Below are 12180 nucleotides of genomic sequence, written 5' to 3'. Positions count from 1 at the left end.
GCGTGGGTACGGGCTTGCCGGCGTCCCTGGGATCAGTCCTCGCGCAGCGCGTGGCGGAGGGTCTGCGCGACCCGGGCCTCGTCGAGGTCCTCGTCCCCGAGCAGGATCCTGGCGCACAGGCCGTCGGCGGTGGCGGCGAAGCGGCGGACGGTCAACTCGTCGACGCCCTGCCCCCTGGCCAACTCCGACACCGCCTCACGCCATCTCCGCGCCACTGGGCGCAGGGCCGGACGGCGGGCGGCCAGCAGGTTGAGTTCCCGTTCGGCCAGGGCGCGTGCGCGGCCCTCGCCACCGGCCCCGGCGATCACACGGGCCAGCCCCGCCACGGCCTCCTCGGCGCCCCGACCGGGTTCCCGCAGAATGGCGAGCTGATCGATGTAGGCGTCCGAGGCGGCTGTCAGCGCGGCGACCAAAAGGTCGTCCATGGTCTTGAAGTAGTAGACGGCGGAGCTGGCCGGTACGTCCGCCTCCCGGGCGACCGCCCGGTGGGTGACCCCGGCGACGCCGTCGCGTTCCACGACCCGGAGCGTGGCGGCGATGATCTCCTCACGCCTGCGTTCGCCCCGGGCCCGACGTCCGTCGACCCGCTCCGTCGTGCCGCTCACGATCTCTCCCGTCGTTCTGGCGGCGACGATACCAGCGGGTTCAGGCCCGGACGCGCTCCCTTGGGGCCTCGGGCTCCTCGTTCGCGCGGGCCCGGCCCAGTTCCATGGCGAGTGCGCCGGCCATCACCAGGGCCAGGCCACCGACCTGTACCGGAGTGAGCTCGTCGCCGAGCAGGACCACCCCGAGGAGGGCGACGATCGCCACTCCGGAGGCGGTCCACACCCCGTAGGCGACGCCCACGGCCATGCCGCGCCTGAGGGCGAGGGCGAGCAGGAAGTAGGCGACGAGGACGGCCGGAACCGCCACCAGGACCGCGATCGGGCGGGTGAAGCCCTCGGAGAGCCCGGTGGCGGTGGCACCGATCATCTCGGACGCGAGCGCCGCCGCAAGGTAGAGCCAGGCCATGTTCGTTCCCCTCGGTCGTCGGCCGCTCCTGCGCGACCAAGTACTTGAACTATCGTTCAGATAGGTGTGTACTCTGATCGTAGATCTACTTGAACCATCGTTCAAGTACTTGTGTGTCAGAGACCTTCAGGAGGACGCGTGTCCCTCGCCTATCTCTTCCTTGCCGGAACGATCACCCTGGAGGTCGCGGGTGCGATCGCCAGCCGGTACTCGGACGGGTTCACCCGCCCCGTCCCCACCGCGGTCACCGTGGTGACCATCGTCGGCGCCTACTACCTGTTCGCCCTGGCCCTGGAGGAGGGGCTGGGGCTGGGTGTGGCCTACGCCGTGTGGGCGGCCGTGGGCATCGTGGCCGTCACCCTCATCGGGGTGTTCGCGCTGCGCGACCGGATCACGCGCGTCCAGGTCGCCGGGGTCGCGCTGACCGTGGCCGGGGTCCTGGCGCTCCAGCTCGGCGGTTGAGGAGCGAAGCCTACCGCTCGGGGTAGACGGACTGGATGCGTTCGGCGACGTCGGGGAAGCCGCTCCGCTCCAGGATCTCCACCTGCTCGCGGACGAACGCCGCGCGTTCGCTCTCCCCCTCGACGGAGTCGATGAGCCCGCGCAGGATGGCGACCTGGACGTCCTGCTCCATGCCGCCCTCCTCCGCGTCCTGCTCGGCGGGCCACCAGTAGCTCTCGTAGCCCTCCTCGTCCACCCCGCTGCCAGCGGTGGGAACGGCGGGCTCGGGCTCCTCCAACAGGTCGGACAGGTCGTGCGCCGGAAGGGGGAAACGAGGTTCCGGTTCCAGGTCGAGTTCGAGCCCGGGATCGTCGGACAGCGACTCGCGGACCCGCGCGGCCTCCTGCTCCGCGACCCACAGCGCACGGTCCTTGCGCAGGTGCGCCATGCGGCCCAGGCGTTCCTCGTCCTCGTCGTCCAGTTCCAGGCGGACGTTCTCCGCCCACACCTGGATGGTGCCCCCGGCGACCGGCTCCTCCACCGCGAACACCGACTCGAGTTCACTCTCGGCCAGCGCCCGCTCCCCGGGGCGCGCGTCGCGCAGGATCTCACGGGCGCGCAGCACGACCGAGCGGACCGCCGGGCCCGCCGGGTTGCGCAGACTCAGGTCGACCCGGTGGGCCCACCGCCAGTGAACCAGCGCGGAGAAGCCGAAGGTGTAGTCGTCCAGAGCGCTCGGAAGCTCGATCCGACGCGTGCGGACACCGCGGGTCCCGCTCTGGCCGCGGGGTGCCTCGACGGGCGCGGGCTCGTCCCCCTGATCCGAGCGGTCCCGGAGTTCGTCCCGAGAACCTCGCACGTCGGTCTCCTCCCGCTGCTCGCCCTCGTCGGCCCCGCCACCGCCCGTCACCGACTCCAGCGCGGCCGCGAGCAGCTGCGGACGCGCCAGGGCCAGGCCCAGCAGCGCCATCGCGCCGGGCAACCAGAGCAGCGTCCATCCTCCGGCCAGCGGAAACAGCACCGCCGGGACGATCAACACCACGATGACCGCCGCCAGGCGGATACGGGCGAAGGTGGCCACGGGGTGTCTCCTCGTGCGGGGCAGGGGTTCGGAAGGAAGGTTCCTCAGGCCAGTGTGCCCGAAGACCGGCGTGAACGCGCCACCAACGCCGAGTCAGACCCCACTCGGATCCCGCTCAGGGCCCGCTTTCTCCCCCTCCGGGCCCCCTGTCCCCGCAGGGGCGCCCTGGACCCGGTCCCCGTTTCCCCGCTCGACGGGCCGGATATGACCCCAGTGCCCGACCGGTGCCCCCGAGCACCCGCCCCCGACGCGTTTCCCTCCGCCTCTGGTGACGGCACCGGAACACCCCCGCTCCACCCCCCGAAAGGTGACAAGAATGTTCGGTGCCGAGCTCCGCCGACGTCGGCAGGAAGCCGGGATGACCCTCGATGAGCTGACCCGGAGGGTGCACTTCAGCAAGAGTCACCTGAGCAAGGTGGAGACCGGGGCGAAGAACCCCTCCCAGGACCTGGTGCGGGCCTGCGACGCGGCTCTGGGAGCCGACGGGCGGCTGGCCGCACTCGCCCCGGGCACCACCGCGGAACGGGCCGGCCAGGCCGACCAGGCGGAGCCTCCCAGCGTCGACCAGGAGGTATGGCTCATGAGTATGACCCCGAACGGAGAGACGGGTTTCGCCGGAATGGACCGCCGCACCGCCCTCTCCCTCAGCGCGCTGGGCGTGCTGGGGGCCGGGCTCGGGAACGGCGCCGCACCGGACCGCCCGGGCCGGGACGGAGGCGGCGACGCCGAACCCGCGCTCGCCAGTTTCCGCGTCCAGTTGGGCGAGCTGAGGAACATGGGGCAGCACGTCGCCCCGTCGATGGTGTTCCCGATCGCCGCCGTCCAGACCAACGCGCTCCGCCAACTGGCCAGGTCCGCTTCCCCGGCACAGCGGAGCGCCGCACTGCGGCTGGCCGCCCGGTTCGCCGAGTACGCGGGGTGGATGGCTCAGGAGAGCGGATCGGAGCAGCGGGCCCTGTGGTGGACCGACACCGCCGTGTCACTGGCCGGTGCCGGTGACGACGCCGAGATGGGCGAGTACGCGCTGGTGCGGCGGGCCCTGATGACCATGTACGCGCACGACGGGCCGCAGACCGTCGCTCTGGCCCAGCGCGCGCAACGGGGCCGGGCGAGCTCTCCCCGGGTCCTCGGGCTCGCCGCCAAGCGCGAGGCACAGGGCCACGCCCTGGTCGGCGATCTGGTGTCCTGCGAGAGAGCCCTGGAGCGGGCCCGGGAGCACCTGGCGGCCGACCGGGCCACCCGTGGCGACTCCGAAGCGGGAGGGCCGGAAATCCTCGGGTCGCGGAACGTCAGTGATCCGGTGGGGGTGACCCGGGGGTGGTGCCTCGTCGATCTGGGCCGTGTGGAGGAGGCCGCCGCGATCCTGGACCGGGAGTGCGCGTCGCTCCCGGGGAGCGCGATCCGGGCCCGGACCAGGTTCGGGGTTCGCCGGGCGCTCGCCCACGCCCTGGCGGGGGAGGTGGAGAACTCCTGCGCGGTCGCCACCGAACTCCTGACCGAGGTGTCGGGGGTCGACTCGGCCACCGTGCGTCTGGACCTGCGCCGCCTGCACCAGACCCTGGCGCGTCACCACGGCCACCGGTCGGTGCGTGAGCTCTCCCCTACGCTGGTCACCGCTCTGAGCACCGTCTGAGCGGTGCGGGGGGCGGTTCCAGGAACGCTGAGCGGGGCCGTGCCCGAGGTGGTCTCGGGCACGGCCCCGACCCCTGTTCACACTCCGGTGCGGGGGTCGCTGGTCAGAGGGGCACGCCGTTGCCGTTGGGAGAGGGAACGGCTTCCGGGGCGAGATACGTGAGGCCGATCAGGGGCGACTCGTCACCGTCTGCTTCACGCTCGGGCTCAAGAGGATGGCGGCGACGGATCATCTCCGCGATCCCGGTCAGGGAAGCCAACTCGAAATCCTTGATCAGCCTGTCCACGAGCTGGACTCGCAGGTCCTCGTTCTCCATGCCCTCGATCTCGTCCATGAGCCTTCCGACCGCTCCGTCGAGAACACCCTCGGCGCTCGTGGACGCCCCGCCGCCGGAGGTCCGGGCGACCGTCACCTCGTCCGCCCAGTCCCGGCCCTCCGGCCACTCCCACACGGAACCGTCCGGTAACCGGCCCGCGAGTCCGGTCCCGTTGAGGAAGGAGAACGACTCCGGGGAGGCCGCCCTCAGCCGATCCAGGAGATCAGCGGAGTCAACACCCTTCGAGGCCTCCGCGACCCGGGTGAGCACCTCGATCAGTCCATGGGTCCGGTCGACGTCGGCGTCCCCTCGCACCAGGTCCCACACGATCGCGCTGCCGGGGGTCGCCAGCACGTCATCCGCGTAGTACCTGCGTTTCGCGGACTCCACCGAGCGCTCCACCTCCCAGAGGACGCTCTCCTTCCGAGCCTTGGCGATGCGGGCCAGCCGGGTCTCGTCCTCCTCGGAGAGTGCGAGCGTGACGTCCTCCGCCCACACCTCCACGGCTCCGCCGAACCCGTGGGACGCCACTCCCAGTGTCGCCGCGACCTGGTGGAGCGCCATGTCGTGCTGCTCGGGTTGGTACCCCTCGCTCACCCGTCGGGCCTGTTCCACAACGAGCTGTCTTGCCAGGCCCTCGGGGTTGCGCAACCGGTGGTCCGGCTCCCCCACCCACTTCCACCAGACCATGGCGGAGAGGACGAACGGGTACTCCCTGTCCTGGCTGGGTGCCAGGGCCGCCTTGATCCGGGTGTTCTTCGGTCCGCTCTCCACGAACGGGTCGGGTGGGCGAACCGTCTCCCCGGGAGTCGCCGCCTTGGTGCTGTTGACCATGAGGGCGAGCACCCCGATGAGCAGCAGAGGCGGCGCCAACACCAGGGCCCACCAGTCGATGGTCAGGTACAGGACCACTCCCAACGAGACCAACGCCGCCGTCAGGATCGCGGCACGTCGCTGTGCGGGACTCATCCGTTCTCCCTCCTCGGTGTTCCAGCCGGGGTCGAGGTGCCCGCCACCGATGACTCACGACCGCCCAGGCCCTCGGCGGCGTCGACCATACGAACGAGGAGTTCGCCGTCCGCCCGGTGGAGCTCTCGTTGTTCCGGGGTCGCCGCCCCGTCGGCCCAGCGCAGCCCGGCGGTGTAGAGCGGCGGGAGCGTCCCCGCGAGGACGGAGGCGTCCACGAGGACCTCCATCAGCGGCCGCCCGGACCCGATCCACCGGGCCGCGTAGGTCTTCGTCAAGGCGCGTTCACGGCGGAAGAGGGCACCCAACCCCTCGGTGAGCCACCGCCGCACTTCGCAGCTGTCGTGTCGGCCTCGCTGGACGTCGGCTATCCGATCAGGATCGGCCAGGTCCCAGAGCAGGTCCCGTTCCGTGTCGTGTTGCCAGTCCGGCTTGGAGCCGTGGTCATGGAGACGCTCGCAGACCCTGCGGAGGAGTTGGAGGTACAAGGGGGCCTTCATCGCCAGGGTGCCCAGTTCGGCGCGGGCCGCGTCGGCCACCGCCGTTTCCTTGTTCCGTGCGAGCAGGTGCAGTCTGGTGACGGCCTGCCCCGGATGGGTCTCGGCCAACTCCTGCGCGCACACCGCGACGAGCACCTCCCCCCAGCCCGGCGTGAGCGTCGCGCTCTGCGCCTTCGTGTAGAGGAACTGGCGACCAGCACGCCCGTACTTCTCGTGCCTCAGCACCTTCGTGAGCAACAGGGCTGCCTGCGGGGCACTCCGTCTTTGCTGGACGGACCAGAACTCGGCGCGGAGGAAGACCGCCCCGGGGTCCGCGATCCGCAGCGTCTGGTCGGCCCACCGCTTCGCGACCCGGTCCCGATCCGCGTGCGACAGGGGCTCGGCGGCCATGAGGGTGTCCACCCACTGGCCAAACGCGGAGTGGAGTCGGGGGTGGGCGTCCCAGAGCGCCGAGCGCAGCGCTCTCCCGCGCCCCGGGCGTGAGAAGCGCACCCTCCGTTCAGGCCCCACCACGATCCCGGCGAGGCGCAACTCCTCCTGGAATCCCGGGCGGTTGAGCAGCGGCGTCTCATCTTCGGGGAAGGAGATCTGGGAGAGCAGGGACTCCACACCGACGGCCAGGTGCTCGACCAGTGCCCCCTCCATCAGTGAGGCGGCGAGCAGAATAGCCCGGGCCCTCCCCTTGGTGTCCTCCAGGTTCTCCGGCGGGGGCGGTCCCCCGGTCTCCAGGGCCTCTCTCAGCCAGTCGTCGATCGTCCCGGCGCCCGCGGCTTCCCTGCGAGCGGCCGCCGCGCGCCTGGCAACCCTCTCAATCTCGCCCATGGAGGCGGTGCCGGCCCACACCCGGACGTCGTGCGCGGCGCGGTCGGGGAAGAACCCGGGCACGTCCCGGGAGCCGAGGTGCCGATCCAACACGGCGAGCGGATCGGGACGGTTGAGGGGCACCACCCGGTCCTTCAGGGACTCGGGAAGTCCCTCCTCGTCCCCGCGCTCCACCAGCACCACGAGGGAGGCTGCCGAGCGGTGACCCCGTACCCGCAGCCTCTCCAGCTCATCGCGCACAGAAAACGGAGAGACCCCGCTCTCCCTGGTGAGGTCGACGAGCAGGCGGCCCCCGTCCTCAAGCGGTTCCACGCCAAGAACCGGCCGACCATCGGCGCCGGTCTCGACGAGATCGTCCCGGACGTCCTGGTCCGACTCAGCGTTTCTGGGGGCCAGGATCATCAGAGCAGCGGACCTGGCTCCGTCACCGGGTGAGGCGCTGAGGACGACCGCCCCGTGGCGGACGATGTCGGCGCGGCACTCCTCCTCCTGGAAACCGTCCGGCGCGACGAACCGCCCTCGGAGGGTGACCAACCGGTCCCCGGGGACGACCCTGCGTTCCTTGACGTAGCGCACCCGGCCTTCGGCATCGAGGCTGAGGCGCGCCGAGTAGGAGCCGACGTCGGAATGACTGAGGTAGTAGTTGGTCTGGGAGTTCCAGTCGCCGGCGACGCGGTTGACGGTCGAGTCCCGGTTGACGTCGCCCGTTCCGGCGTGGGTGGTGGCATGCTCGCCGTTCACGGACGTGCCCGCCTCCCCCTGCGGGCGTTCGGTCTCCTGGGTCGTCACTCGCGCCCCCGCCTGTCGACGCGGCCGGAGATCTGGTCCCTGACCCGCTGGTCACCGGACACGTTGTTGACGGTCGAGTTGTGGTCTCCCGCGACGTGGTTCACGGTGGAGTTCTGGTTGATGTCCCCAGTTCCGGTGTGGGTGGTCGCGTGTTCGCCGTTGACGACCACTCCGTCGTTTCGGTAGTCCCTGGCCTGGATAGCGATCCCCCTGACATCGCCCATGGTGTTGCCCGTGCCGGTCGCTGTCCTCTCCTGCGTGGCCCGTTCCTCTTCGCGGGCGCGCACTCGTTCCTCCAGCTCAGGGGCGGCGACGAGAACGGCCTCGGCGATCTCGTCGAGGTCGGTGCCGCTGTTCCGGTGACGCAGCCGCCGGTACTGGCAGCGGGCGAGCGGGGCGAGTTCGTCGGGCAGGTCTGCGGCACGTAGACGCGGGGTGGACTCGCTCAGCACGGGGATCACCGTCACCCCCGCTTCGAAGGCCGCGGCGATCTCCCAGCGCGTCCAGTCGCGCGGGTCGTCGATCGCCCTCAACCCGTCGCTTTCTCGCTTCTCCAGCCATCGGGGACCGACGATCGCCAACAGCACCTCGCACGCTCGCACAGCTTTTCGAAGCCGCTGTTCGAAGTCGGCTCCGGCCGGAATCGAATCACTGGCCCTAAACACCTCGTCCTCACCGAACCGCTGGGAGAGTTCTCGGCCGATGAGTGCCGCGACCTGCTCTCCGTCGCCGGTTCGATAGTTCACGAAACAGCCGTGCATGGACATTCCTCCGCGCTCAACGACATCTTCATCACCTGACTCGACTGGCAATCAGAAGGGATTATGACGGCGTCCCATATAGCCGCCTCCCTCTTTTGCCAGCGCTCCGATAATGTGCCCAAACCGTCGATCCAGAAAGGCCGTTGGGCTTGTTTCCCGCAGTCTTTCCCAGGGGAAACGGGAAACCCTCGCGCGGATCGGTTCCGGCGCCGCCCGGTGGGGTCGCCGGAGGGTCCCGGGGCAACGTGGTCGTAGCGGTGTCCCTCGGGAGGGCGAAAACTCAGGAAACACTGGCGAAAGGTCTCCCGAGTTCGCTCCCCAAGAGCTCCGACGAGGCGCAGTATGACGGCATGCGATCACCCGACTTCACTTCGCCGCAGGTCCGATCCGCCTCGGAGCGGACCGGGCCCCGGGGTCGTGGGAGCCGCTTCCGACCCGAGGTGCAGGGGCTGCGCGCCGTCGCCGTGCTGCTCGTGCTCGTCTACCACCTGAACCCGGATCTGCTGCCGGGCGGCTACGTGGGCGTCGACGTGTTCTTCGTGATCTCCGGCTTCCTCATCACCTCGCTGCTCCTACGCGAGGTGCGGGAGCACGGCCGGGTGTCGCTGGCCGGGTTCTACGTGCGACGGGTCAGGCGCCTGCTCCCTGCCGCGACCGTTGTGCTCCTGACGACGGGGGCCGCCGCCCTGGTGCTCCTGCCGGTGACCCGGCTGGGCGACGCCGCCTGGCAGACGCTGGCCTCCGCCGCGTACGTGGAGAACCTGTACCTGGCCAACCAGACTCTGGACTACCTGGCGGCGGAGACGGCTCCCAGCCCGGTGCAGCACTTCTGGTCGCTGTCGGTGGAGGAGCAGTTCTACGTGCTCTGGCCGCTGCTGTTCGTGCTGTGGGCGCTCTTCCTGCGTGGGCGCTCCGGTGGGCTCCGGGTGCTCACGGTGGTGCTGGCCTCGGTGTTCGCCGCCTCGTTGGTGTGCTCGGTGGCGATGACCGCGAGTGGCGACCCCTCCGCCTACTTCCTGCCCACCACCCGGGCCTGGGAACTGGCGGCGGGCGGGCTCCTGGCGGTGTACCTGGCCGACCGGGGACTGCCGCGTGCGCTGCGGCTGCCGTTGGGGTGGGCGGGATTGGCCGCCGTGGTCGCCTCCGCGGTGCTCTACGACTCCGACACCCCCTTCCCCGGGTACGCGGCGCTGCTGCCCGTGCTGGGGTGCGTGGCCGTGATCGCCGCCGAAAGCCCGGAGGGCCCCTCCGCGGCGATGGTGCTGAGCACGGGACCGGCGAGGTTCGTCGGTGACATCTCCTACGCCCTGTACCTGTGGCACTGGCCGCTGATCGTGTTCGCCCTGGTCGTACTGGAGAGGCAGACCCTGGGACCGCTGGGGATCGCGGCGGTCGCGGCCTCGTCGGTCCTGTTGGCGTGGCTGACCAAGCTGTGGGTGGAGGACCCGGTGGCCCGGCAGGGCCTGGTGCGCACCGGTCGCGGCGCGTTGGCCGTGGCCCTGGCGGGCGTCCTCTCCGTGGCCGCGGTCTCCGCCGCGGGTCTGCTGCGCGTGGAGCGCTTCCAGGCGAGCGACTTCGACCCGACCGTGCATGTGGGGCCGAAGGGGATCGGACTGCCCTCTCCCGAGGGGGCGTGGATGTACCCCTCACCGATCGGCGCGGAGGATGACACCCCCGAGGCGTACGACGACGGATGCCACGCGGGCTTCGACAAACGCGACCCCTCGGATCCGTGTGTCTACGGCTCCGACGACGCGGAGACCACGGTGGCGCTCACCGGGGACTCCCACAGCACCCAGTGGTTCCCCGCCCTGGACTCGCTGGCACAGGAGCGGGGGTGGCGCCTGGTGGTGTTCAACAAGTCGGCCTGCGCGTTCACGGCCGCCGAGATGGGCCGCGAGGGGGCTCCCTACGAGGAGTGCCAGGAGTGGAACCGGGCGGTGGTCGACGAGATCGAGGAAATGGGGCCGGACCTGGTGGTGACCAGTTCCTCGGCTGCCGGTCTCCCGTACGGCTTCGAGTCCGGCCCGGAGGCGCGGGACGCCATGGCGGAGGGAATGGCCGAGCTGTGGGAGGAGGTCTCCGGGCCGGACACCCCGATCATCGCGATCCGGGACACCCCCCGCACGACCTCGGACGTGCTCGACTGCCTCGCCAAGTACGCGGACGACCTCGCCGCCTGTGACCGGCCGGCGTCGGCCGCGCTGGAGCTGGACGACCCCCAGGAGCTGGCGGTGACGGAGGTCGAGGGGGCCGAACTGGTCAACCTCAACGACCTGATCTGCACGGACGACTCCTGTCCGGCCGTCGTGGGGAACGTGGTGGTCTACCGGGACTCGCACCACCTCACCGAGACCTACGCCCGGTTGCTCGCCGAATCCCTGGGCACGCGGATGGATCAGGCCCTGGACCGGTCCTGAGGGCGGGTGCGTTCGGCGGGGCGGGCGATCCCGGCGACGGTGAGCGCGGCGGAGACGGTGTTGAAGGCACGGGGGGATTCTCAGGGTGCGGGTGAGCACGGACTCCCCTGACGCCGATCTGGCCAGTGCGAACACCCCGGCCCCGACCCCACCAGCACGGGACCTGACATCCTGGCTCCGAACCGACCACCCTGCCCCCGGGCAGCCCGACAGGAGGCACCCGCCATGGCCGTCTACGCCGTCACCTACACCTACGCCGAGAACAGCACCGAGGCGCGCGACCAGCACCGTCCCGCACACCGCGCCTACCTGGACGAGCTCTCCCAGCAGGACGTCAACCTCTGCTCGGGCCCCTTCGGCCCCGACGACGCCCCCGGCGCCCTGTTGCTCTTCCGGGCGGATTCCGCCCAGGAGGCCCTGACCCGCACCGAGCCCGACCCGTTCCGCATCGAAGGCCTGGTCGCCGACGTCTCGGTGCGGGAGTGGATCCCAGTCCTGGGCCCGCTCGCCAAGGAGTTCTGACCCCGGACACCCGCGGGGGTGCGTCCCCTCTCGGAGGGACGCACCCCTGGGCGAACACCCAAACACCCCCGCACGGTGGACCCCGCCACGGCGGGCACCAGGCCTCGATTTCACATGTTCTCACCATTCAGATGATTACAGTATCTTGAATCGAGAACTCGGAAGGGAAGGCCATGGAGCCCGAGACCACACCGCACACCACCGAGGCGGACCTGCTGGTCCTGCACGCCCTGCGCTGCGCCGGGTTCTCCGGCACCACACGGCTCGCCGAGGCGACCGGTCTCAGCGAGGACGAGGTCGAGTCCGAGCTGATCGACCTGGCCCTCTCAGGACTGGTCACCCGCACCGGAGGGACCTTCGGCGGCTGGGGACTGAGCGAGGCCGGACGCGCGGAGGGCGCCACACGGATCGCCGCCGAACTGGGCACCACCGGCACCCGCCCCCTCGTGGAACGCGCCCACGAGGGCTTCATCGAACTCAACCCGGAGCTGCTCGACCTCTGCACGGCCTGGCAGCTACGGCTCGTGGACGGCGTACCGACCGCGAACGACCACACCGACGCGGGCCACGACGCCCGGGTCCTCGACCTGTTCTCCGACCTCGACCAGCGCCTCACGACCGTCTGCGCCGACCTGTCCGCGCGCCTGGTCCGCTTCGGCCGCTACCGGGGCCGGCTCTCCGGCGCGCTCACCCGTGCCCGGGCGGGGGCCCTTGACCAGGTCGCGGACGGCACGACCTCCTACCACGCGGTGTGGGCCCAGCTCCACGAGGATCTTCTGGCCACCCTCGGCATCCCCCGGTACTGACGGACCCAGGAAAGGCGATCGCGATGACGTGGACCCATCCGCTCTCGGCACGGGTCGAGCAGGGCCCGGAACTGTTGGGCGGCAAGGCCCACGGGCTCCTCACCCTGAGGCG

The 12180-nt window shown here is 70.8% G+C and carries 11 protein-coding genes; 5 read left to right on the top strand and 6 right to left on the bottom strand.

All coding sequences use genetic code 11. The annotated features are described in order from the left end of the window. Positions 1-32: 32 nt before the first annotated feature. The gene (locus D452_RS0108735) at positions 33-605 is read right to left on the bottom strand and encodes a TetR/AcrR family transcriptional regulator (RefSeq protein WP_017543774.1); all 573 of its coding nucleotides are present in this window, start codon (positions 603-605) and stop codon (positions 33-35) included. 40 nt (positions 606-645) lie between these two features. After that, positions 646-1011, bottom strand: coding sequence for a DMT family transporter (locus tag D452_RS0108730; protein WP_017543773.1), 366 nt, complete (start codon positions 1009-1011; stop codon positions 646-648). A gap of 138 nt (positions 1012-1149) precedes the next feature. Between D452_RS0108730 and D452_RS0108725 the strand changes: the two genes are divergently transcribed. Further along, positions 1150-1473: a DMT family transporter gene (locus D452_RS0108725; RefSeq protein ID WP_017543772.1), complete on the top strand. Its 324-nt coding sequence runs from the start codon at positions 1150-1152 to the stop codon at positions 1471-1473. Between the two features lie 10 nt (positions 1474-1483). Here the strand turns inward: D452_RS0108725 and D452_RS0108720 are convergent, their stop codons facing one another. After that, on the bottom strand, positions 1484-2533 hold the full coding sequence (locus tag D452_RS0108720) for a hypothetical protein (RefSeq protein WP_026129109.1): 1050 nt from the start codon (positions 2531-2533) through the stop codon (positions 1484-1486). 316 nt (positions 2534-2849) lie between these two features. On the opposite strand from D452_RS0108720, the gene D452_RS0108715 reads away from it, so the two are divergent. Beyond that, positions 2850-4166, top strand: a complete 1317-nt coding sequence (locus D452_RS0108715) for a helix-turn-helix domain-containing protein (protein ID WP_026129108.1) — start codon at positions 2850-2852, stop codon at positions 4164-4166. A gap of 103 nt (positions 4167-4269) precedes the next feature. Here D452_RS0108715 and D452_RS0108710 read toward each other — a convergent pair whose 3' ends face one another. The 3 genes from D452_RS0108710 to D452_RS0108700 are packed head-to-tail and all read right to left on the bottom strand — an operon-like array spanning position 4270 to position 8305. Then, positions 4270-5451, bottom strand: coding sequence for a hypothetical protein (locus D452_RS0108710; protein WP_017543770.1), 1182 nt, complete (start codon positions 5449-5451; stop codon positions 4270-4272). Continuing rightward, a complete protein-coding gene (locus D452_RS0108705; RefSeq protein WP_017543769.1) occupies positions 5448-7559 on the bottom strand; it encodes a hypothetical protein in 2112 nt (703 codons plus the stop codon). Before D452_RS0108705 ends, D452_RS0108710 begins: the two co-directional genes overlap by 4 nt. Then, the gene (locus tag D452_RS0108700; protein WP_239646350.1) at positions 7556-8305 is read right to left on the bottom strand and encodes a toll/interleukin-1 receptor domain-containing protein; all 750 of its coding nucleotides are present in this window, start codon (positions 8303-8305) and stop codon (positions 7556-7558) included. Before D452_RS0108700 ends, D452_RS0108705 begins: the two co-directional genes overlap by 4 nt. 365 nt (positions 8306-8670) lie before the next feature. On the opposite strand from D452_RS0108700, the gene D452_RS0108695 reads away from it, so the two are divergent. The 3 genes from D452_RS0108695 to D452_RS0108685 all read left to right on the top strand — a co-directional run bounded on the left by D452_RS0108695 (position 8671) and on the right by D452_RS0108685 (position 12068). Beyond that, on the top strand, positions 8671-10740 hold the full coding sequence (locus D452_RS0108695; RefSeq protein ID WP_083927471.1) for an acyltransferase family protein: 2070 nt from the start codon (positions 8671-8673) through the stop codon (positions 10738-10740). A gap of 225 nt (positions 10741-10965) precedes the next feature. Continuing rightward, the gene (locus D452_RS0108690) at positions 10966-11262 is read left to right on the top strand and encodes a YciI family protein (RefSeq protein ID WP_017543766.1); all 297 of its coding nucleotides are present in this window, start codon (positions 10966-10968) and stop codon (positions 11260-11262) included. A 173-nt stretch (positions 11263-11435) separates the two neighbouring features. After that, positions 11436-12068, top strand: coding sequence for a hypothetical protein (locus D452_RS0108685; RefSeq protein ID WP_017543765.1), 633 nt, complete (start codon positions 11436-11438; stop codon positions 12066-12068). The last annotated feature ends 112 nt before the right edge of the window (positions 12069-12180 follow it).

Origin of the sequence: Nocardiopsis prasina DSM 43845 (assembly GCF_000341265.1) — a bacterium.
In the GTDB taxonomy this organism is placed as follows: Bacteria; Actinomycetota; Actinomycetes; order Streptosporangiales; family Streptosporangiaceae; genus Nocardiopsis; species Nocardiopsis prasina.
This window is presented reverse-complemented; position numbering and strand designations above follow the sequence as displayed.

Excerpts from the sequence above, each read along its gene's own strand:
- D452_RS0108730 (WP_017543773.1), bottom strand. The coding sequence starts at position 1,011 with ATGGCCTGGCTCTACCTTGCGGCGGCGCTCGCGTCCGAGATGATCGGT.
- D452_RS0108715 (WP_026129108.1), top strand. The coding sequence starts at position 2,850 with ATGTTCGGTGCCGAGCTCCGCCGACGTCGGCAGGAAGCCGGGATGACC.
- D452_RS0108710 (WP_017543770.1), bottom strand. The coding sequence starts at position 5,451 with ATGAGTCCCGCACAGCGACGTGCCGCGATCCTGACGGCGGCGTTGGTC.
- D452_RS0108695 (WP_083927471.1), top strand. The coding sequence starts at position 8,671 with ATGCGATCACCCGACTTCACTTCGCCGCAGGTCCGATCCGCCTCGGAG.
- D452_RS0108690 (WP_017543766.1), top strand. The coding sequence starts at position 10,966 with ATGGCCGTCTACGCCGTCACCTACACCTACGCCGAGAACAGCACCGAG.
- D452_RS0108685 (WP_017543765.1), top strand. The coding sequence starts at position 11,436 with ATGGAGCCCGAGACCACACCGCACACCACCGAGGCGGACCTGCTGGTC.